The sequence below is a fragment of the Mangrovicoccus ximenensis genome (genome assembly GCF_003056725.1).
Classification (GTDB): domain Bacteria; phylum Pseudomonadota; class Alphaproteobacteria; order Rhodobacterales; family Rhodobacteraceae; genus Mangrovicoccus; species Mangrovicoccus ximenensis.
This window is the reverse complement of record NZ_QBKZ01000016.1, coordinates 452,268-472,746: the sequence shown is the minus strand read 5'-3', so window position 1 is coordinate 472,746 and position 20,479 is coordinate 452,268. Positions and strand designations below refer to the sequence as shown.

The window sequence follows — 20,479 nt, the reverse complement described above, 5'->3', positions numbered from 1 at the left end:
CGTCCTCGGTTCTGAACCGAGGTCGTGATGCTCGTCAGGCCTGCTGGCGGCGGCGGACGGCCAGAAGGGTCAATGCGCCTGCAAGCAGTGCACCGCCCGCGGGAAGCGGAACAGCTGCGAGTTCTGCGCCGGTGAGCGTCATCGTCCCGCTGAAGGTGCCGGTCATTCCCGGAGTGAATGAGCCAGAGGCCGCGGTCAGCGTCATGATGAGATAGTCGCCGCCGAACGCCCCGGCATAGCTGCCGCCGGTCTTCGAGAAGAGCAGTTCCACGGTGCTCGGCGGGGTCACTGCCACGTCCAGGAGGTCACCCGACAGGAGCAGCGCGCCGCCGCCGGTCGCGTTGGCCATGAAGCTTGTCGCGATGCCGGTCACGTTCACGGGAATGACGGCGGGCGGAGGCACACCGTCATCGATGAGGACGAGGCCGGAAAAGCTGTCCAGAACGCCACCGGTAAAGCTGAAGGAAAAGCTCGCCCCAGCTGATGCGGCACCACCGCCGGTGACCGGTACGACATCGGCAAGAGTCACTGTGGCTGCGTTCGCGGCGTTCGCGGAAAGCAGGCAAAGAGTGCTCGCGATCGCCATGACAAGGTTTCGCAGTGTATACATTTGGAATCACCCATGCAGAATATAATGAAGATCACATATCCAAATGTTTTGTAAGGTGCTATAACTTTAATTAATTCAGTAACTTAAACCATTTTGGTGTCTGATGACGAGCTGTTCGGGAGGATTGCCGATGCCTGGCCTGTCTGTGTCCGATCGGGCGGCAGTTCCGCTACTTTTTGCGGATTAGTAGGGAGCGAAGACGTGGCGGGTCTGAGATGCGGGTTGAAGCAGATTTGCGGGAGTCCGCACCCGTGCAGAAGCGGCGCGCTTGGGGGCGCGCCGCTTTGGAACCAGGGAGTTCGGTGAAGGCTCAAGCCTTCTTTCCCCTAGTCTGGTGTGCCCAAGTTCGACGTCAAAATCGATAAGCAATTGAAGTGGACGGATCGCCCGACGAAGGGCACGGACCAGTCGAGCCCGGACAGGTCCAGCAGGCTCGCGACGAAACCGTTCGCCAGCGGGCTCGGACCGATGGCGCCTCGCTGGCTCACCCTGGCGGAGCGGCAGCCCGAGGAGGATCTTGAGGGTCAGGCAGGCCTGGATTGCATTCGCCGGGGAATTGATCCCCCGGATCAATTCCTGATCCTCCTCATTCGCTATAGGCCCGTTGCCGGCCGCGACGCCCGGACGGCACCGCGTCCCATTGCATCGAGGGATCGAACCAGACGGCAAGCGCCACTCTCTGCTTCAGCGCCTGATTATACGCCGGCCAGTTGGTGGTCTGGCAGGTCGGCTTCGGCGGTCTGCTCATGCAAGCCCGATACTACATTGGATTCACCAAGTGAATCCCGGAGCCGCTTTGTGCAACAACGCCTTCCGAGGATGCCACGGCGATGAACCTCCGCAATCGGCAATGAAGGAATGCGGCACGGTACAGGCATTAATGGAGCGGGGCTCATGAGGCCTAGAATTCGGCCACCGGCGGCATGCCCGCGGCCAGCGGCTCATAGGGCAACAAAGGAGATGGCCGCCGCTGCCGCAAGCCATCGCGCGGACGGCCATCGCCATGTTCTCCGCAGCTGGGCACCGGGGCGGCGGACGCCCCTCGGGCAGTGCCCTCCGGTCTCCGTCAAGGCGCCCTGGACCGGAGCGTCTCCTCCCACGCCGCCATCAGCTGCAAGACGGGCGCGCGTGGGACAGGGCCCGGGAAACCTTGCCGGATACGGCGCTCCGGCCTTCGCCTCCCGAGTCGGACCGGGGCCCGCATGACCCGGCTCGAGCGCCCGGGCGAGCGGATCTGACAGGAGATGCCGGCGCCGGATCGCCGGAGGCCATTTCTCCAGTATCCGCGGCCATGCGCAAACCTGTCGAATTGGCCGTGCCGCCGCGAGCCCCGCCCGCGCTTTCGGAGCGGCCGGCTTCCCGGCGGCCGCTCGGTTTCGGCGGGACCCGAGCCCCTTGATCTGCTGACGGAACGCCATGCCGGCACCTAGCCAGCAGATCGAGGCGGCACGTGACCGCGCCTCGGGCAAGACGCCCGGAACAACGCCCGAAGGCGCGGGAGATCTGCGCCACCGACCCGCAGGTCGTTGATTTATCATGTACTTGTAAAGTGGCTGGGGTGGTAGGATTCGAACCTACGGTACACGGTACCAAAAACCGCTGCCTTACCGCTTGGCTACACCCCAACAGTGGAGGCGGATTTACTGTGTGCGGCTGGGGGGCGCAAGGGGCGAAACGCATTTTTTTCGCAGAAATTCCCCCTTTCGCCCCATGCCCTCGCGTCAGGCGTCAAACGCGCAGCGGATCTGCCTTTGCCAGGTCGTCGAAAGCCTTGAGCGACTTCACCATTGCCGCCATCCGACCGAGCGGAATCATGTTCGGGCCGTCCGAGGGCGCGCTGTCGGGGTCCTCGTGCGTCTCGATGAACACGGCCGCGATGCCGAGGCTGACGGCGGCGCGCGCCATCACCGGAGCGAATTCGCGCTGCCCGCCCGAAGAACCGCCCTGCCCGCCCGGCTGCTGCACCGAATGGGTCGCGTCCATCACCACCGGATAGCCGGTCTTCATCATGGTCGGCAGGCTGCGCATGTCGGCAACCAGCGTGTTGTAGCCGAAGGAGGCGCCGCGCTCGGTCAGCAGGATGCGCTCGTTGCCGGTGCTTTCCACCTTGGAAATCACGTTGGGCATGTCCCAGGGGGCGAGGAACTGGCCCTTCTTGATGTTGACCACCGCGCCGGTTTCCCCGGCCGCGAGCAGGAGGTCGGTCTGGCGGCACAGGAAGGCCGGGATCTGGATGATGTCGACCTGCTTGGCCGCCTGTTCCGCCTGCTCCTCGTTGTGGATGTCGGTCAGGGTCGGACAGCCCAGCCGGTCGCGCACTTCGGACATGATGTCGAGCCCGGCTTCCAGCCCAAGCCCGCGCTTGCCGCCCAGGGAGGTGCGGTTCGCCTTGTCGTAGGACGCCTTGAAGACATAGCCGACGCCGGCATCGGCGCAGGCCGCGGCCATGGTCTCGGCGATCATCAGGGCGTGGTCGAGGGATTCGAGCTGGCAGGGACCGGCGATGACGGTCAGCGGCGCGTCATTCCCGATGGCCAGATTTCCGACGGAGATGGTTTTCATCAGTTTGTTACCTGTTCCTTCAGGACGGAAGCGGTGAGGGACACCATCAGGTAGATACCAGCAAATATCAGGAAGGCCATGGCCGTATTGGCGGCCACCCGGGGATAGGCGGCCTCCTGCGGCGCCACCGGAGAGACGTTCAGCGCAAGGTAGCCGACCTGGCGGCTGGCCTCGCGGCGCGCTGCCTGCAGCGCCTGCAGCGCCTCCTGCAGCATCGCCTCGCGGGTTGCCAGCCCGGTCTCGGCGATGCGCAGGTCGCTGTTGATCCGCGCCAGGGACAGGCTGCCGTCGGTGCCGGTCAGCTGGCCGCGCAGCTGGGCGATCGTGTCCTCGAGCCGCACGATGCCCGCTTCGGTCGCCTCGACCCGCACCCGGTTGGGGCTGTCATTGTCCATCAGCCCCGCCAGCTCCAGTTCCTCCTGCCGCAGCCGGGTCTCGAAGGTGGCGATCTGGGCCATCACCGCGCCGATCTCGGCCTCGGCGCTGATCACGCCCTGGGCCTCTTCCAGCGCAAGCACCCGGCGCTGCGCCGCCTGGACATCGACCTCTGCGGCCGCGAAGGCGCGCTCCGCCCCGGCCAGCTGGTCGCGCCGCTGGCGCAGGGTCAGGTCGTTCACGACCTCCTCGGCATAGGAGACCAGCGCATCGGCGAAGACCACCGCCTTTGCCGGATCGGCCGCCGAAACCTCCAGCTGGACGACCCCTTCGGACGGGTCGTAGCCCGCCTTCACCCGGTGCCGGTAGAGCCGGTAGGCCCGCTCGGTCGAGGCGCCTTCTGGCAGACGGGCCAGCGGATCGATGCCCGCGCCGCTGAAATGCGCGGCAAAGCCCTGCTCTTCGGAGAGCCGCACCATGGCCTCCTTGGAGTCGATGTAGCGCTGCACAGCCACCGCTTCCTGCGAAGAACCCAAGGCCGTGCCCGCCAGCAGCGAGCCCAGCCCGCCGCTGCTGCCGCCCGAGCTTTTCTGGACGATGAACTCGGCCTTGGCCGAGTACATCGGCGTGGCCACGAACGCGAAATAGAGGAAGGCGGCGAGGGTCGGGGCCAGCACGAAGGCGGCGATCCGCAGCCAGAGCTGCGAAACGTTGCGCTTGCGCCGCCGCAGGATGCTCTGCTGGATCTGCTCGATCTCGAGGATCTGGCGCTGCTCGTCGGCGATCTGGGCCGGCGATTTTCCCGTGATCACCGGGATCGGCATGGCATCCGGCGCGGGGCGGGTATTGTCGACGACCAGATGCAGCGGATTGGCCGGGGATTGCGGATCGACGCCGCGCTCGCGCAGGAGCCGCACGGCCTCGAACGGGTCGGAGGCGGCCAGCCCGTGATGCCGGGCCAGCCGCATGGCATTCCTGAGCTGGTGGCCCGAGAATCCTTCGGCCCGGACATCGGCACGGCGTTCTTCCTGCCGCGCCTGCGCCCGCGCTGCCTTGGCCTTGCGGCGTTCCAGCCGTGCCTTGCGGCGGGCGGCGCCCGGATCGTCAGACTGCGGCTTTGTAGTCATAGAGTCGCCTCGCCTCCTCCAGCGTCTCGAACCGGTAGAGCCGCCCGTCGCGCAGCACCGCGGCCGAACGGCAGAACCGTTCCAGCGTTTCGGGCTGGTGCGAGACCATGACGATCGTGGTCTTGCGCAGCCGCTCCTTCAGGATGCCCGCGGCCTTGCGGTTGAATTCGGCATCGGTCGCCCGCGGCATGCCCTCGTCGATCAGGTAGAGGTCGAAATCCAGAGCCAGCATCAGCGCGAAGCAGAACCGGCCCTTCATCCCCGAACTGTACTGCCCCACCGGACGGTCGAAATACTCGTCGAGCCCGCAGAGCCAGCGGCAGAAGGCTTCGACGTAATCCGGATCGAGCCCGTAGAGCCGGGCGATGAAGCGGGCATTCTCCATGCCGGTCAGCCGCCCCAGAACGCCTCCCATGAAGCCCAGCGGGAAGGACACCCGGCAGTTGCGGCGGATCACGCCCTCGTCGGGCTTTTCCAGCCCCGCCATCATGTTGATCAGGGTGGTCTTGCCGGTGCCGTTGCGGGCGAGGATGCCCAGCGAGTTGCCGGGCCGCACCGCAAAGCTGGCGCGGTCAAGGATCACCTTGTAGCGGGTTCCCGTCCAGAACGCCTTGCTGACACCCGAAAACTCGATCATGCACCTTCTCCGGCCCGCGCGAGCGGGGACGGAGAGGGTCTAGCAGATGCGGCCTGAAGACATGCTTAACAGGCTGGAAGTCACGCCGGGCGGCGCTTCACCCGCGCGACGCGCCCGGCCACGAAGGACAGCAGCGCGGCGGCGAAGCTCAGGAGCGCGCCCATCTTGGCGGCGTCCTGCACCAGCCCCGGCTCGAAGGCGACCGTCGCGATGAAGAGCGAGACGGTGAAGCCGATCGCCGAGACGCAGCCGATCACCGTCAGGTCGACGACCCGCATGCCCTCGGGCAGGCCGAGCCCCAAGGGCCGCGCCGCGATCCAGCCGAACAGGGTCACGCCGAGCGGCTTGCCGATCACCAGGCCGAGGAAGACCAGCAGCGTCGCCGGGCCGATCGCGTTCAGCTCCACCCCGGCATTGACCAGCCCGAAGAAGAACAGCACCACCTCCACCGGGTATTTCAGCGCGTGCTCCATCTCGTTCAGCAGGTCGTGCAGATGGCTTTCGGCATCGGCGAAGAAGCCGAAGGCGCGGTCGGCATGGGGGATGGCCGGAACGACCGGCAGGAGCCCCAGCGCCGGATGGAGCCCGGCGCGCATGAAGCCGTACCAGCTCAGGCAGCCCGCGACCGCATAGGGCCAGAAGCCGAGCCGCTGGCGCACCCAGGTCGAATGCAGCCTCAGCTGGTCGCCGCGGTCCATGCGGCGCGGCAATTCGTTGAACAGGATGTAGGCCGCGGCGGAGGCGGCGATCGACAGCAGCAGCCATTCCAGCGCCAGCTCGCCCGACGGGTAGAACACCGCCAGGATGATCAGCCCGGCCGCGTCGTCGGCGATGGCCAGCAGCAGCAGGAAGCGCACCGCCGGATGGCCCGCGCCGAAGACGATCCGCCCGACAAGATAGGAGAAAGCGATGTCCGTCGCGGTCGGGATCGCCCAGCCGCGCGACACCGCGTCGAAGGTCTCGGACCCCATGACCGCGGCGATGCCGAGATAGACCAGCACCGGCCCGGCCATGCCGCCCGCGGTCGCGAATAGCGGCGTCGCCGCCTTCTTGCCCCGCAGCGAGCCGTTCTGCAGCACGACCGCCTCCCAGACCTCCTTGGCGGCGATGGCGAAGAACAGCGCCATCAGCACGTCGTTGATCAGGTAATGCAGCGTCAGCGTGCGGTGGACATGGCCCTCTGCGTCCAGATGCGGATGGCCGATGAAGAAATCGTCGGCGATCACGAACTCGACGAAGTCATGGTAGCTGTGCGGGGCGACATTCACCCAGACGAGCGCAATCAGCGCCCCGCTGATCAGAAGCAGGGAGTATTCGCTGACGAAGCCCCAGACACGGTACATGATCGTCTCCCACCGGTGCGTTGGGGAAAGCCTAGGCGGCACGGTTTTCTGGTTCAAGGCCGGTCCTTTCCCGCAGCGGGCCGTCCGCGGCGGCGGCCGGGCCGCATGCGTCGCTGCATGCAGGACCGCTTAGACACCCGGCCGGGGCGGGCCGCCATGGGGCCGGGCGTCACAATCGCGCGCGCCGCAGCCTTGGGCCCGGCAGGTCAGAGATCGAAGATCTTGCCGGGATTCAGGATGCCCTGCGGGTCGAGGGCCGCCTTGATTTTCCGCATGACTCCAAGGGCCTGGCCATGTTCGGCCTGCATGAAGAGCTTCTTGCCCAGCCCCACGCCATGTTCGCCCGTGGCGGTGCCTCCGGCCTCCAGCGCCATGGCGATCAGCCGCGCATGCAAACCGCGCACGACCTCCTGCTCCTCCGGTCCGTCGAACAGCATCACCAGGTGGAAATTTCCATCGCCGACATGGCCGTGCAGCGGTGCCATGACACCGGCGGCGGCGATTTCGGCCTGGATCCCGGCGATCACCTGCGGCAGCGACGAGACCGGAACGCAGACATCGGTGGACAGGCTCTTTGCACCCGGCCGCAGCGCCCGCGCCGAGTAGAGCGCCGAATGGCGCAGCTTCCAGAGCGCATTGTACGCTTCGGGCGTTGCGCAGGGCGCCGCCGCCGCGCCATGGCCCTCGGCCAGCGCGCCGAACATCTCCAGATCGGCCGCGACCTGCGCCTCGCTCCCGGCCATCTCGATCATCAGCGTCGCGGTCTCGGGATGCGCGGTGCCGTTATAGGCATTGATCGCCTGCATCTGCAGCGCGTCCAGGAGCTCGATCCGGTTCAGGCAGAGCCCGCATTGCAGCGCCTCGACCACCGTCGCGGTCGCCTCGGCAATCTCGGCGAAGCTGTAGAGCCCGGCCTTCGCCGCCTCGGGGATGCCGGCGAGGCGCAGCGTGACCTCGGTGATGATGCCAAGCGTGCCCTCGGCGCCGACGAAGAGCCCGGTCAGGTCGTAGCCCGAGGAGGATTTCCGCGCCCGCCCGCCGGTTTGGATCACTTCGCCGTTGGCCATGACCACGGTCAGGCCCAGCACCCGGTCGCGCATCGTGCCGTGGCGCACCGTCATCGTCCCCGAGGCCCGCGTCGAGGCCAGCCCGCCCATCGTGGCATGGGCGCCCACGTCGATCGGCAGGAACAGCCCGGTGTCGCGCAGATCCTCGTTCAGCTGCTGGCGGGTGCAGCCGGCCTCCACCGTCGCATCCATGTCCTCGGCCGAGACCCGCAGCACCTTGGCCATGCGCGTCAGGTCCAGCGACAGCCCGCCCATGACCGCCTGGGTCTGGCCCTCGATCGACGAGCCGTGCCCAAAGGCCACCACCGGAAAGCCGTGCGCGTGGCAGATCGCAAGTGCGTCCGAGACCTCGGCGGTCGTTTCGGCGAAGAGCACCGCCTCGGGCGGCGCGGCGGGATGCCAGCTATCCCCTGCCCCGTGCTGGTCGCGGACCGCCTGTCCGGTCTCGATCCGGCCGCCGAAGCGGGCTTGGAGGGCGGCAATTGCGGGATGGGACATGGCAAGGCTCCGGCAAGGAAGAGGCGGCGGGTCAAGCCCGCCGCGGGACCGTGTAGACCGGCAGAGGGAGGAAAGCTACTCGGCCGCCTGCCTTGCCGCCGCGTGGCGGGTGACCGGCCAGCTCAGCCCGAGATTGCCGCGCAGCGTGTCGGCCTCGTATTCCTCGCGGAAGAGGCCCCGGCGCTGCAGCTCGGGCACGACCAGACGGGTGAAGTCGCGCAGCGATGCCGGCAGGGTCGGGAACATCAGGATGAAGCCGTCCGCCGCCTCGGCCTCGAACCATTCCTGCATGAAATCCGCGACTTCGATGTAGCTGCCGGTCAGGCCGTTGCCGGTGTGCTGGCGCGCGTAATGGGTGACCAGCTCGCGCAGCGTGTGGCCCTGCTCGACGAAGCCCTTCACCTCCTCGAACATCGCAACCGAGCCCTTCGGCTTTTCCGGCATCCGCTCCATCGGGAAGGGCGCGTCCAGGTCGGCACCGTGCAGGTCGGTCTCCAGGAATTCCTGCAGCATCAGCAGGCCCACCTCGGGATGCATCAGGTCGACCATCTCCTGGGCGCGGGCCTCGGCCTCCTCGCGGGTCTCGCCGGTATTGATGACGATGCCCGGCATGATCTTCAGATCCTTGGGATCGCGGCCGTATTTCGCCATCCGGGACTTCACGTCCTTGTAGAAGGCGGCGTTCTTCTCGATGTTCGACGCCAGCGAGAACGCGATCTCGGCGGTGCGCGCCGCCAGTTCCCGCCCCCGCTCGGAGCCCCCCGCCTGGGCGATCACCGGGCGCCCCTGCGGCGTGCGGGCGATGTTCAGCGGGCCGCGCACCTGGAAATGCTCGCCCACGTGATCCAGCTGGTGCAGCTTCTCCGGGTCGTGATACATGCCGTTTTCGCGGTCGAGCAGCAGCGCGTCGTCTTCCCAGCTGTCCCAGAGCCCGAAGACCACGTCGAGGAATTCCTCGCCGCGGTTGTAGCGGTCGGCATGCGGATCGAGCCCCTGCCGGTTGTAGTTGTAGCCGGTCTCGTCATGGTCCGAGGTGACCACGTTCCAGCAGACCCGCCCGCCCGAGATATGGTCGGCGGAGGCATAGAGCCGGGCGATGTTGTAGGGTTCGTAATAGCTGGTCGAGGCGGTGGCGACGAAGCCGAGCTTCTCGGTCACCATGCTGAGCGCGGTGATCGCGGTGATCGGCTCGAAGCGGTTCATCTTGGTGGGCTGGCGGGCCAGCGCCTCGGGGTGGCCGACCGCGGCCGCCGGGCTGTCCGCGAAGAACATGAAGTCGAGCTTGCCCGCCTCGGAGATCTTCGCGACCTCGGCGAGATGCGCGATGTCGTTGGCGCCGTTCACGTCGGACTCGGGATGCAGCCAAGCCGCCGGGTGGAAGCCGAAAGTGTAGACGAAAGTGCCCAGCCGGAGCTTGTCGCTGCGTGCCATGATATCCTCGCGCGTGTCGTTGTCCGGGTCAGTATGCCTGTCCCATCCGCTCCGACAAGCCGCGCGCAGCTTCATTCCGCTTTAGCCGGGCTAAAGGTTGCGGCGCCCGGAGGCGCCGCAGGGACACCTCACTCGAAAACGCCGCAGGCGATCCGGCTGCCCGCGTCGCCCGAGGGCTGGCTTTCGTAGTCGTCGGCGCCCGAATGGATGATGAAGGCAGCGCCGTCCTCGTCCATCAGCATGTCCTCGACCGCGAAATCCGGCTGGAAGACCTCGACGGTCAGCATGCCCGACTCCGGCACATGGGCGTTCGGCAGGTCGCCCGGATGCGGGCCGTTCCCGGCCATGATGCCGTGATCGGCATCGCCCGACAGGTGGCCGCCCGCCGAGGTGAAGTCGTCGGCCGAACAGTCGCCGGTTTCATGGATGTGGATGCCGTGCACGCCCTCGGGCACGTTTTCTAGTTCCACCGTGACATGCGCCATGCCGGAGGCTGTGTCCTCGACGGTGACGGTGCCCATCGGGCTGCCATCGGTGCCCTCGAGCGTGGCCGTGGCGGTGGCCGCGAGGACCGGCGCTGCGGCGAGGCTCAGGACAGAGGCGAAAAGGGCGGTGCGGGTCATGGGATGCTCCTGACTTCGGATTGCCCCGGGAGAACGCGCCCTCTGCCGCGAAGTTTCGTCCCGGACGCACACGGGCGATCACGCTGGCGGGAGCCGGAAACGGAAGGGGCGCGGAGGTTTCCCCCCGCGCCCCGCATTCAGGGTCCGGCCCGCTCAGTGGACGACGGCGTCGTCGGGCTTCGGCCGGTTCGAGCTGCTGACCCTGTCGCCGACGATCAGCCCGTCAGCCCCGGCCGAGACCGGGATCACCGCGCCATCCTTGACGTCGCCGGCCAGCAGCATCTCGGCCAGCGGGTTCTGCAGCGCGCGCTGGATCACCCGCTTCAGCGGCCGCGCCCCGAAGACCGGATCATAGCCCTCGTCGGCCAGCCAGGTCCTGGCCGCGTCGTCCAGCTCCAGCGTGACCTTGCGGCCCGCCAGGCGCTTGGCCAGGCGGCGCAACTGGATGTCGACGATGCCGTCCATGTCGTGGCGGCCGAGCCGGTCGAAGATGATCGTCTCGTCGAGGCGGTTGAGGAATTCGGGGCGGAAATGCGCCCGCACCGCATCCATCACGTCGCGCTTCGCATCCGAGGCATCCGCCCCGTCCGGCAGCATCGACAGCGCCTGCGCGCCGAGGTTCGAGGTCAGCACGATCAGCGTCTGCTTGAAGTCGACCGTCCGGCCCTGCCCGTCCGTCAGCTGCCCGTCATCGAGCACCTGCAGAAGGACGTTGAACACGTCCGGATGCGCCTTCTCGACCTCGTCGAACAGCACCACCTGGTAGGGCCGGCGCCGCACGGCTTCGGTCAGCACGCCGCCCTCGTCATAGCCGACATAGCCCGGAGGGGCACCGATCAGCCGCGAGACCGCATGTTTCTCCATGAATTCGGACATGTCGATCCGGACCATGGCGCTGTCGTCGTCGAACAGGAACTCGGCCAGCGCCTTCGTGAGCTCGGTCTTGCCGACGCCGGTCGGGCCGAGCATCAGGAAGCTGCCCAGCGGCCGGTTCTCGTCGTTGAGCCCCGCCCGCGCCCGGCGCACCGCATTCGACACCGCCCGCACGGCGGCATGCTGGCCGATCACCCGGCGGCCGATCTCGTCCTCCATGCGCAGCAGCTTCTCGCGCTCGCCTTCCAGCATCTTCGACATCGGAATGCCGGTCCAGCGCTCGACCACCTCGGCGATCTGCTCGGGGCGAACCGCTTCCTCGACCAGCACCTCGTCTTCGGCCTCCTCGGCCGCGGCAAGGCGCTTCTCGAGATCCGGGATGCGGCCGTATTGCAGCTCGCCCGCCTTGGCGAAATCGCCGGAGCGCTTGGCCTGGTCGAGCTCGGCCCGTGCCACGTCCAGCAACTCCTTGATGTCGCGCGCGGCGGCGAGCTTGTCGCGCTCGGCCTGCCATTGCGCCGTCATCTCGGCAGAACGTTCCTGCAGCTCGGCCAGTTCGCCTTCGAGCTTCTCGAGCCGGTCGACGGAGGCCTGGTCGTCTTCCTTCTTCAGCGCCTCCGCCTCGATCTGCAGCTGCAGGATCTGGCGGTCGAGCGCGTCAAGCTCCTCGGGCTTCGAGTCGACTTCCATGCGCAGCCGGCTGGCGGCCTCGTCCATCAGGTCGATGGCCTTGTCCGGCAGGAAGCGGTCGGTGATGTAGCGGTGCGACAGCGTCGCCGCCGAAACCAGCGCGCTATCGGAGATGCGGACGCCGTGATGGACCTCGTATTTCTCCTTGATGCCGCGCAGGATGGAAATCGTGTCCTCCACCGTCGGCTCCTGCACCATGACCGGCTGGAACCGCCGGGCCAGCGCCGCGTCCTTCTCGACATGCTTGCGGTATTCGTCGAGCGTGGTCGCGCCGACGCAGTGCAGCTCGCCGCGCGCCAGCGCGGGCTTCAGCAGGTTCGAGGCATCCATCGCGCCATCGGCCTTGCCGGCGCCGACCAGCGTGTGCATCTCGTCGATGAACAGGATGATCTCGCCCGCCGCCGCGGTGATTTCCGACAGGATCGACTTCAGCCGCTCCTCGAACTCGCCGCGGTATTTCGCGCCGGCGATCAGCGCGCCCATGTCGAGCGCCATCAGCGTCTTGTTCTGCAGGCTCTCGGGCACGTCGCCATGCACGATCCTGAGCGCCAGGCCTTCCGCGATCGCGGTCTTGCCGACGCCCGGCTCGCCGATCAGCACCGGGTTGTTCTTGGTGCGGCGGCTGAGCACCTGCATGGCGCGGCGGATTTCCTCGTCGCGGCCGATGATCGGGTCGATCTTGCCGTCGCGCGCCGCCTCGGTCAGGTCGCGGGCGTATTTCTTCAGCGCTTCGTAGGTGTCCTCGGCCGAGGCACTGTCGGCGGTGCGGCCCTTGCGCAGGTCGTTGATCGCCTCGTTGAGCTTCTGCGCGCTCACCGCGCCGGCTTCCAGCGCCTCCTTGGCCTTCGAGCGTACCACGGCCAGCGCCGTCAGGATGCGTTCGACCGGAATGAAGCTGTCCCCGGCCTTCGAGGCGATCTTCTCGGCCTCGTCGAGCACGCGCGCCAGCTGCGGGTCCATGAAGACCTGCCCGGCATCGCCGGTAACCTTCGGAATGCGGCCGAGGGACAGCTCGACGGATTCGCGCACCCGCTCGGGAGCGCCCCCCGCACGCTTGATCAGATTGGCCGCAAGTCCTTCTTCGTCGTCCAGCAGCGCCTTGAGCAGATGCTCGGGCGTCAGTTTCTGGTGGTTTTCGCGCATGGCCATGGTCTGCGCTGCCTGAAGGAAACCGCGCGACCGCTCCGTGAACTTCTCGAGGTTCATGGACATTCTCCCTTTTCAAAGCGCCCCTGCCTGCCCGCCCGCCATTGCGGCACGGGGCCCGAGAGGCCTCTGCACAGAAGATGGGCGGTCTGTGATCACACCGCAAGACCGGCCATCCCGGATTTTTCCGGACATGAACGGCGGGAACAATGCGGCGGCTCGGCGGTTTTCCGCGAGTGGGGTGTTTGAAACAAAATCTAAAGTTGAAAAATGGGCAGTTTGCCCATACTTTGGATGGACACAAAACAGGTATCGACCATGGAAGACGCCCCCTCTCCCATGCTCCGGCTTGATGCCTCCCCGGAGCTCGCCGATCTCGAAATCCGCCGCCTCCGCCAGATCGGACCCGGACTGCTCGAGGTCGATGTCAGCGTCCTGCTGAAATCCGGCGACGGACTGCAGGCCCGCAACCTGACGCTAGCCGTCCCCGAAGAGGGCGGCGGAACGCTGCGCGACCGGCTGCGGATCGAAGCCCGGCTGATGCTCGGCGCGGCAATCCGCATGGAAAATTTCTGCTTCCAGGCAATGACGGCCTCCGGAGGCGCGTCCCGGGCCAGCGCGGCCTGAGCGTGCCGCCCGGACGGCACCCGGGGCGGAAGGCTCCCGGATGCCGATCTGTCACGCCCTGCGCCGGCGGAGCATCCCGAGCGCGGCCAGCGCCGACACGGCCAGCGCCGCCGCCGGAGGCACCGGGACTTCGGGGATCTGCTCGATGCGGATCGTCGCCACGGCAAGCCCCGCGGGATCGCCGGTCAGATCGGGCAGGATCAGGTCGCCCAGAGGCGTTTCGATCCCGGCAAAGCCCGAAAGCGAGGAGACCGGACCGACAACGCCGTTCTCGTCTTCGCCCGCCGTCCCGTCCTGGCCGATGACGAAGGCGGGACCGTTTTCCGCATTGTTGACCTCGGTTCCGGCATCGAACAGATCGGCGGCGGTCAGGGTCAGGACCAGATCGCCGAGGAAGCCCCCGGAGGCGTCGAACAGCTCGTGCGCCAGCGGGTCCTCCGCGCCGAGGAACGAGTCGTTCGACGGCACGAGCATCGACATGAAGGTGAAGTAGCGCGCCGAAGCGGGCGAGACCTCGAACTCCGCCGAGCCGGTTTCGCCGGGATCGATCGTTCCGGGACCCGTCGCCGTTGCCGGGATCACGCCCGACACCGCATCGCCGTCCGCTGCCGCGAGCGCGGCATCGAGCCCCGACGGATCGCCGAGTTCGGCCAGGCTCTCGACCGCGCCGGAGGCCGCGCTGCCCCGGTCGAAGGCATCGAAGCTGCCGTCCTGGAAGGCCACCCAGAGCGGCGTCAGCGAAAAGCCCCCGGCCGCGAAATTGTTCGTTACGGTGACCCGCAAGGTGGCCGCCGCCGCCGGAAAGGCACAGGCAGCCAGAACGGCGGGCAGGATAGCCCGTCGCGCAATAGACTGGAATGACATGATTTCTCCATTCGCTTTAGGTGGAAGCGACGCGCCGCGGGCCGACCATGCCACGCGCCGTCCGGCGGCGGAGCGGAAATCCGGAATTCCCCGTCCATCTCACCGCGAAGTGTGCCCGCGTGAGAGATCGGCCCGCCGGGCTTGACCTTCGGCCCTGGGGACCCCATGGCAGGGGCAACTCACGTCCGCAGGAGCCGCCCCATGACCGATGACCGCCTGATTGTCGCCCTCGATGTTCCGAATGCCGTTGCCGGGCTGCAGCTGGCAGAACAGCTCGGACCGGAGGTCGGGTTCTACAAGATCGGCCTCGGCATGCTGACCGGCGGCGGGCTGGCGCTGGCCAACGAGCTGAAGCAGGAACACGGCAAGCGCATCTTCCTCGACATGAAGCTGTTCGACATCGGCGCGACCGTCGAGGCCGCCGTGCGCGGCCTGGCGCAGTTCGACCTGGATTTCCTGACCGTGCATGGCGACCCCCATGTGGTGCGCGCCGCCAAGGAGGGCGCGGCCGGCTCGAAGACGCAGATCCTCGCGGTGACCATCCTGACCTCGCTCGACCGCGCCGATCTGGACGACGCGCTGATCCAGGACGGCCCGGTCGAGGAACTGGTGCTGGAGCGCGCCGCGCGGGCGCTGGCCGCCGGGGCTGACGGGGTGATCGCCTCGCCGCAGGAAGCCGCGCTGATCCGCGGCCTGCCGGAATCCGAAGGCCGGCTGATCGTCACCCCGGGCGTGCGTCCGGGCCGCCCCGACCGAGCCGCGCAGCTGCGGCTCCCAGGCAGCGGGGTCGTTGATCGCCTCGACGATGCGCGCCCAGCCCGCCCCGCCGCGGCCCTGCAGCATGGAGGCGTCGAGATCCTCGCCATGGCGGCGGCTTTCCTCTGCCATGATCTCCAGGAGGTCGCCGATGCGCAGCGCGTCGAACATCTCGCCGGTGACGGCGGCGGATTGCGCCCAGCCGCCCGCGGGCAGCGCGACGGCAAGAAGCGTGGTGGACAGCATGCGTGCAAGCATCTTCGGGACCCTCCGGCTGGTCTGCGGAAAGATATGTCCGCAGGGCCCTGAACGACAAGTTTTCAGCCAAGTGAATTTTCTGCCGTTTTCCCTCTTGCAGCCCCCGCGCCGTTTCATTAGGTAGCCGCTCACTGACTTATCGCCGTCCTGGACGAAGCGCAGCTCGGTCTGGTCGTTGCCGCGATTCCACAGCGCGTGGAATTCGCTGGCCAGCTCGTACAGGTAGAAGGCGATGCGGTGCGGCTCGTTCCCGCGCGCCGCGATCTCGACGAGACGCGGCCATTCGGCCAGCTTCTTCGCCACCTTCAGCTCGGCCGGATCGGCCAGATGCGACAGGTCGGTCTGCGAGATCGCCGCGTCGGAGATGTCGACGCCCTGCGCCTCGGNCCTTGCGCAGGACCGAGGACATCCGGGCATACGCATACTGCACGTAGAAGACCGGGTTGTCCTTCGACTGCTCCAGAACCTTGTCGAAATCGAAATCGAGCGGCGCGTCGTTCTTGCGGGTCAGCATGACGAAGCGGGTGACGTCCGGGCCGACCTGGTCGACCACATCGCGCAGCGTCACGAAGGTGCCGGCGCGCTTCGACATCTTGAATTCGGCGCCGTCCTTCCAGAGCTTCACGAGCTGGATCAGCTTGATGTCGAGCGGCACTTTCCCGCCCGAGAGCGCCGCGACGGCCGCCTTCATCCGCTTGACATAGCCGCCGTGATCGGCGCCGAACACGTCGATCAGCGCGTCGTAACCCCTTGAAACCTTGTCGTAATGATAGGCAATATCAGGGGCGAAATAGGTCCAGGCGCCATCCGACTTCATCACCGGACGGTCGACATCGTCGCCATGGGCGGTCGATTTGAACAGGGTCTGCTCGCGCGGTTCCCAATCCTCCGGAACCTTGCCCTTCGGCGGCTCCAGCACGCCTTCGTAGATCAGCCCCTTGGACTTCAGGTCCGCAAGCGCCTTCTCGATCTGGCCGGTGCCATAGAGCGATTTCTCGGAATAGAAGTTGTCCATCCGCACGCCGAGCGCAGCAAGATCCCCGCGGATCAGCGCCATCATTTCCTCGGTGGCGAATTCGCGGATCTCTTCCAGCCAGACGTCTTCGGGCTGGCCGATATAGGCCTCGCCGGCCTTGTCCTTCAGCTTCTCGCCGACCTCGATCAGGTAGTCGCCGGGATAGGTCCCGTCGGGGAAGCTGACTTCCTGGCCATGGGCCTCGAGGTAGCGCAGGTAAACCGAGCGCGCGAGCGTGTCGACCTGCCCGCCGCCGTCATTGATGTAGTATTCGCGCGTGACCGCATAGCCGGCATAGTCCAGCAGCGACGCCAGCGCATCGCCGAACACCGCGCCGCGGGTGTGGCCGACATGCATCGGTCCAGTCGGATTCGCCGAGACATACTCGACATTGATCTTCTTGCCCGCGCCCATANTCCGAGCGGCCATAGGCCGGTCCGTGGGAGAGAATCTGCGCGACTTCGGCCTGCCAGGTGGCGGCGGTCAGCGTCAGGTTGAGGAAGCCCGGACCGGCCACGTCGGCCTCGGACACGCGCGGATCCTCGAGCAGCTTCGCGGCCAGCGCCTCGGCGATGTCGCGCGGCTTCATCTTGGCCGGTTTCGCCAGCACCATCGCGGCATTGGTGGCCATGTCGCCATGCGAGGCGTCGCGCGGCGGCTCCACCGTCACGTCCCCAAGCCACGGCTGCGAAAATTGCGCTCCCCCGTGCGGTCGGCGTTGTGATTTCGTCGGGGCTTGGTATTCTTGGCGTGACCCCGCTGGAGGAAATGCGCTGATCTAACGGCGACCCCGGCGGCGGGCATTGAGGCAGAACCGCAGACAAGAGGACGGGCCGGTCAACAGGTCCGCCGCATGGGGCATAGATGGCAAACCCGGAATTCACCGAGGACTTCACGGACGACGTATCCTCCGAGGCCGTCGTCTCTTCCTTCATGGGCTGGCTCGGCGCAGGCTGTTCGCTTGCGCTGGTCGTCGGCGTCGGATGGTGGGGCTATGACCTCGCCATGCGGGAAACCAACGGCATCCCGGTGATCGCCGCGCTCGAAGGTCCGGCCCGCGTCGCGCCGGAAACGCCCGGCGGATTCGAGGCCGCGCATCAGGGCATGTCGGTGACCGAGCTGTCCTCGGCGGCCGATGTGGTCGTTCCCGAGGAAATCACCCTGGCGCCCGAGCCGGTGCAGCTGGCCGAGACCGACCAGCCGGTGGCGGAGATCGCTCCGGTGGCCAAGGCGCGCACGCTGCGCGACGCGGTCAACGAAGCGCTGCAGGATGCCGGCGTGCTGCCGAGCGCGGCCGAAGCCTCGCTTCGCGCCGCCCTTCTGCCTGACCGAGGCGGAAGCCGACCGCATCGCGGGCGCCACGGCGAAGGCCGTCGCCTCGGTGCTGGGCTGAGCCGCGCGGGCGGGGCCGTCAGGCCTCGCCCACCATCATCCTGAGCCGGACCAGGCTCGCTTCGGGCAGGTCGCGTTCCTCGGCGCTGGCCAGGATCGAATTGCGCAGCGCCTTGTTGGTGCGCAGCATCGCCATGAACCGCGCCTCGTCCAGCACCAGCAGCGTGGTCGGCGCGATGGCCGAGACATCGCCGCGGAACTTGCGCCCGGTCAGCATGGCGATCTGGCCGAACATGTCGCCGCGCCCCAATCTGTAGGTCTGCATCTGCGTTTTCACCTCGACCGCGCCCGAGGCGATGAAGAAAACCGAGCGCGGCGTGTCGGTGCGCCGCCGGATCAGCTCGCCCGGCCCGGCATAGCGGGTCAGCATCGAGCGGCCGAGCTGCTTCACCGTCTTGTCGTCGAGATCGGCGAAGAGCGGCAGCTGCCGCACCAGATCGGCGCGGCGCAGCGTCAGGTCCAGCTTGGGGCGGCGGCGCTGCTTGGCGGCGAGCTTGTCGAGCCGCGCGGTCAGCGACTGGTGCAGCTCGGGGCCGATCAGCCCCTCTTCCTTCAGGTCGTCCAGCTCCTGCTGTTCGAGGCGCAGCCCCATGCGGCGGATGAAGCGGCGCTCGAGCTTCTCGGCATAGCCGGGATATTGCAGCTTCAGCCCCTCGAGCGCCTGTTCCACCGTCTCGATCCGGCGGTCGACCAGCTCGTGCAGCAGGTCGGCGACGCGGCGGCGGTGGATGCGGCGGATGCGGGTGTCGATGAAATCGTGCAGCCCCTTCATCACCAGCCGCTGCGCCAGCAGGAACTCGAAGCGGCTGGCGGTCATGTTGGCCAGCGGGCGCGAGATGCGGGTGCGGTTGTCGAGCACCACCGCCAGCCGGAAGGACGCGGTGAATCCCATGCCGCTGCGATAGGCGGTGCGGTAGCCGGTCCGGCCGCCGCTGCGGGTGGATTCCATCACCCGTGCCGCCAGCCCGCGCGCCAGTTCGTAGACCTTGGGCGACATCAGGCCGGATTCGAAGCCGCGGTCCACCAGGTCGCGCTCATGCCCCGCGAGCGCGATCAGGCCCAGCGTGATGCGGTCGCGGTCATGCACGCCTTTTTCGGATTCCGCAGCCTCCACCGCCTTGTCGAGCCGCTCGCCGAAGGTCTTGGCCTCGGCGCGGGCGATGTCGCGGCTGAGGTCGTAATTCTCGGTCGCCACCGAGACGCGTTCGCGCACCGATTGCAGCGCGACGGCCAGGACCTGCTTGGACAGCGCGGTGTCGATCGGCGACAGCCGGTCGAGCTTCAGCCAGCCGATCACCATCCGGAGCGTCGTGCCCTGCACCATCAGCGTGAAGAGGGTGAAGCCGGTCGCCAGGATGCCGACCGTGCGCTGGATCGAGTCGGGCACGCGGGCGTTTTCCGTCACCGCCAGCGCCAGCGCCAGCGTGACCGCGCCGCGCAGCCCGCCCCAGAGGATCGCCGCCTTGTAGGGCGTCTCCACCCTGGGCGAGAGCTTCAGCAGCGTCAGCCCGGGCAGCAGCAGGAACAGCACCGCCGCGCGCGCCGCGAAGGCCGCGATGGCCACGACCGCGACATAGGCCGCGTCGATCCAGGTCGCCGTCGCCATCAGTTCGGGGATCAGGATCGCGGCCAGGATGAAGATCAGCGCCCCGGCCCAATGCGCGAGGATGTCCCAGACCTCGGTCAGCTTCGACCAGCGCGCCGGATCGATCCGCCCCGGCCCGAGGAAGTTCGCGGTCAGCCCGCAGACCACCACCGAGATCACGCCCGAGGCCGAAACGAACTGCTCGGTGATCACGTAGGACATGTAGGGCAGGGCGACCGAGATGCTGACCTGGGCCAGCTCGAACCGGTTGAGCATCGACATCAGCCAGATGCCGAGCCGCCCCATCACCCAGCCGACCGCGGCGCCGCCGGCGACGAGATAGGGGAACTGCTCCAGCGCATCGGCGATGGTCGGGTCGGGCATGCCGACCATGACATAGGTGACGAAGAGGCCGAACAGCGCGATCGCCGCGGCGTCGTTCAGCAGGCTCTCGCCCTCGATGATCCGCCCCAGCCGCTTCGGCGCGGACAGCGACCGGAAGATGCTGGCCACCGCCGAAGGGTCGGTGGTCGAGACGACCGAGCCGACCAGCAGCCCGACGAAGAGCGTGGTAATCCCCAGCCCGTAGAGCGCACCGCCGATGAACAGCGTCGAGAGCACCACCGCGACCACCGCCAGGAGCAGGATCGGCACCCAGTCGTCGAGGATCCGCCGGATGTCGATCCCCAGCGTCACCTGGAACAGCAATGTCGGCAGGAAGATGTAGAGGAAGGTGTTCGCCCGGACCGGAAGGTTGGTCAGGTTCTCGGCTATGAAGTTCAGCTCATTGGCGAAATCCACCCGCAGGAACAGGGCGGAACCGGTGCCGATCAGGATCCCGACTATGGCGAGGATCACGCTGTAGGGCAGCCTCAGCCGGTCCGCGAGGGGTTCCGACACCCCCACGAAGAAGAACAGGCCGGCAGCGATGGCGGTGAGGGCGGCGATCTCCATGCGCGTCGAGTGGTCCAATCCAGGAAACTATGCGGAAACGGCGCGG

The 20,479-nt window shown here is 67.4% G+C and carries 13 protein-coding genes, 1 tRNA gene and 3 pseudogenes; 3 read left to right on the top strand and 14 right to left on the bottom strand.

Annotated features, from left to right (window positions below):
* Positions 1–34: 34 nt before the first annotated feature.
* The 11 genes and pseudogenes from C7T91_RS31810 to clpB form a co-directional block, all read right to left on the bottom strand.
* Positions 35–586: a hypothetical protein gene (locus C7T91_RS31810; protein WP_145962984.1), complete on the bottom strand. Its 552-nt coding sequence runs from the start codon at positions 584–586 to the stop codon at positions 35–37.
* 419 nt (positions 587–1,005) lie between these two features.
* A pseudogene (locus C7T91_RS22605) lies at positions 1,006–1,358 on the bottom strand (transposase); the annotation flags it as partial.
* A gap of 802 nt (positions 1,359–2,160) precedes the next feature.
* Positions 2,161–2,235: transfer RNA gene (locus tag C7T91_RS22600), tRNA-Gln, on the bottom strand.
* Between the two features lie 103 nt (positions 2,236–2,338).
* Positions 2,339–3,172, bottom strand: a complete 834-nt coding sequence (gene kdsA / locus C7T91_RS22595; RefSeq protein ID WP_108261369.1) for a 3-deoxy-8-phosphooctulonate synthase — start codon at positions 3,170–3,172, stop codon at positions 2,339–2,341.
* Positions 3,172–4,674 (bottom strand): capsule biosynthesis protein, encoded by a 1,503-nt coding sequence (locus C7T91_RS22590; protein ID WP_108261366.1) that lies wholly within the window; start codon positions 4,672–4,674, stop codon positions 3,172–3,174. Before C7T91_RS22590 ends, kdsA begins: the two co-directional genes overlap by 1 nt.
* Positions 4,652–5,311 carry an ABC transporter ATP-binding protein gene (locus C7T91_RS22585; protein WP_108261364.1) on the bottom strand — a complete coding sequence of 220 codons (660 nt, stop codon included), beginning with the start codon at positions 5,309–5,311 and terminating at the stop codon, positions 4,652–4,654. The genes C7T91_RS22590 and C7T91_RS22585 overlap by 23 nt, the downstream gene beginning before the upstream one ends.
* An 80-nt stretch (positions 5,312–5,391) precedes the next feature.
* On the bottom strand, positions 5,392–6,654 hold the full coding sequence (locus tag C7T91_RS22580) for a Na+/H+ antiporter NhaA (RefSeq protein WP_108261362.1): 1,263 nt from the start codon (positions 6,652–6,654) through the stop codon (positions 5,392–5,394).
* Positions 6,655–6,860: 206 nt separating this feature from the next.
* Positions 6,861–8,219 carry an FAD-binding oxidoreductase gene (locus C7T91_RS22575; protein WP_108261360.1) on the bottom strand — a complete coding sequence of 453 codons (1,359 nt, stop codon included), beginning with the start codon at positions 8,217–8,219 and terminating at the stop codon, positions 6,861–6,863.
* A gap of 75 nt (positions 8,220–8,294) precedes the next feature.
* Complete coding sequence (locus tag C7T91_RS22570) at positions 8,295–9,650, bottom strand: LLM class flavin-dependent oxidoreductase (RefSeq protein ID WP_108261358.1); 1,356 nt, start codon at positions 9,648–9,650, stop codon at positions 8,295–8,297.
* Between the two features lie 128 nt (positions 9,651–9,778).
* Complete coding sequence (locus C7T91_RS22565; protein ID WP_108261356.1) at positions 9,779–10,273, bottom strand: superoxide dismutase family protein; 495 nt, start codon at positions 10,271–10,273, stop codon at positions 9,779–9,781.
* A 153-nt stretch (positions 10,274–10,426) separates the two neighbouring features.
* Positions 10,427–13,042, bottom strand: a complete 2,616-nt coding sequence (gene clpB, locus C7T91_RS22560; protein ID WP_108261354.1) for an ATP-dependent chaperone ClpB — start codon at positions 13,040–13,042, stop codon at positions 10,427–10,429.
* Positions 13,043–13,321: 279 nt separating this feature from the next.
* Between clpB and C7T91_RS22555 the strand changes: the two genes are divergently transcribed.
* Positions 13,322–13,609: a hypothetical protein gene (locus C7T91_RS22555; RefSeq protein ID WP_108261352.1), complete on the top strand. Its 288-nt coding sequence runs from the start codon at positions 13,322–13,324 to the stop codon at positions 13,607–13,609.
* 51 nt (positions 13,610–13,660) lie between these two features.
* On the opposite strand, the gene C7T91_RS22550 is transcribed toward C7T91_RS22555, so the two are convergent.
* Positions 13,661–14,473, bottom strand: coding sequence for a spondin domain-containing protein (locus tag C7T91_RS22550; RefSeq protein ID WP_108261350.1), 813 nt, complete (start codon positions 14,471–14,473; stop codon positions 13,661–13,663).
* A 201-nt stretch (positions 14,474–14,674) separates the two neighbouring features.
* Between C7T91_RS22550 and pyrF the strand changes: the two are divergent.
* Positions 14,675–15,218: pseudogene (pyrF, locus tag C7T91_RS22545) on the top strand (orotidine-5'-phosphate decarboxylase); the annotation flags it as partial.
* 404 nt (positions 15,219–15,622) lie between these two features.
* On the opposite strand, the pseudogene argS reads toward pyrF, so the two are convergent.
* Positions 15,623–17,175 (bottom strand): annotated as a pseudogene (gene argS, locus C7T91_RS22540) (arginine--tRNA ligase); the annotation flags it as partial.
* A gap of 191 nt (positions 17,176–17,366) precedes the next feature.
* Between argS and C7T91_RS32830 the strand changes: the two are divergent.
* Positions 17,367–17,939: a hypothetical protein gene (locus C7T91_RS32830; RefSeq protein WP_161556057.1), complete on the top strand. Its 573-nt coding sequence runs from the start codon at positions 17,367–17,369 to the stop codon at positions 17,937–17,939.
* Here the strand turns inward: C7T91_RS32830 and C7T91_RS22530 are convergent.
* Complete coding sequence (locus tag C7T91_RS22530) at positions 17,914–20,433, bottom strand: cation:proton antiporter (RefSeq protein ID WP_108261348.1); 2,520 nt, start codon at positions 20,431–20,433, stop codon at positions 17,914–17,916. The genes C7T91_RS32830 and C7T91_RS22530 overlap by 26 nt on opposite strands.
* Positions 20,434–20,479: the final 46 nt, after the last annotated feature.

Coding starts and splice junctions, on each gene's coding strand:
- C7T91_RS31810 (WP_145962984.1), bottom strand. CDS start 586: ATGGCGATCGCGAGCACTCTTTGCCTGCTTTCCGCGAACGCCGCGAAC.
- kdsA (WP_108261369.1), bottom strand. CDS start 3,172: ATGAAAACCATCTCCGTCGGAAATCTGGCCATCGGGAATGACGCGCCG.
- C7T91_RS22590 (WP_108261366.1), bottom strand. CDS start 4,674: ATGACTACAAAGCCGCAGTCTGACGATCCGGGCGCCGCCCGCCGCAAG.
- C7T91_RS22585 (WP_108261364.1), bottom strand. CDS start 5,311: ATGATCGAGTTTTCGGGTGTCAGCAAGGCGTTCTGGACGGGAACCCGC.
- C7T91_RS22580 (WP_108261362.1), bottom strand. CDS start 6,654: ATGTACCGTGTCTGGGGCTTCGTCAGCGAATACTCCCTGCTTCTGATC.
- C7T91_RS22575 (WP_108261360.1), bottom strand. CDS start 8,219: ATGTCCCATCCCGCAATTGCCGCCCTCCAAGCCCGCTTCGGCGGCCGG.
- C7T91_RS22570 (WP_108261358.1), bottom strand. CDS start 9,650: ATGGCACGCAGCGACAAGCTCCGGCTGGGCACTTTCGTCTACACTTTC.
- C7T91_RS22565 (WP_108261356.1), bottom strand. CDS start 10,273: ATGACCCGCACCGCCCTTTTCGCCTCTGTCCTGAGCCTCGCCGCAGCG.
- clpB (WP_108261354.1), bottom strand. CDS start 13,042: ATGAACCTCGAGAAGTTCACGGAGCGGTCGCGCGGTTTCCTTCAGGCA.
- C7T91_RS22555 (WP_108261352.1), top strand. CDS start 13,322: ATGCTCCGGCTTGATGCCTCCCCGGAGCTCGCCGATCTCGAAATCCGC.
- C7T91_RS22550 (WP_108261350.1), bottom strand. CDS start 14,473: ATGTCATTCCAGTCTATTGCGCGACGGGCTATCCTGCCCGCCGTTCTG.
- C7T91_RS32830 (WP_161556057.1), top strand. CDS start 17,367: ATGGCAAACCCGGAATTCACCGAGGACTTCACGGACGACGTATCCTCC.
- C7T91_RS22530 (WP_108261348.1), bottom strand. CDS start 20,433: ATGGAGATCGCCGCCCTCACCGCCATCGCTGCCGGCCTGTTCTTCTTC.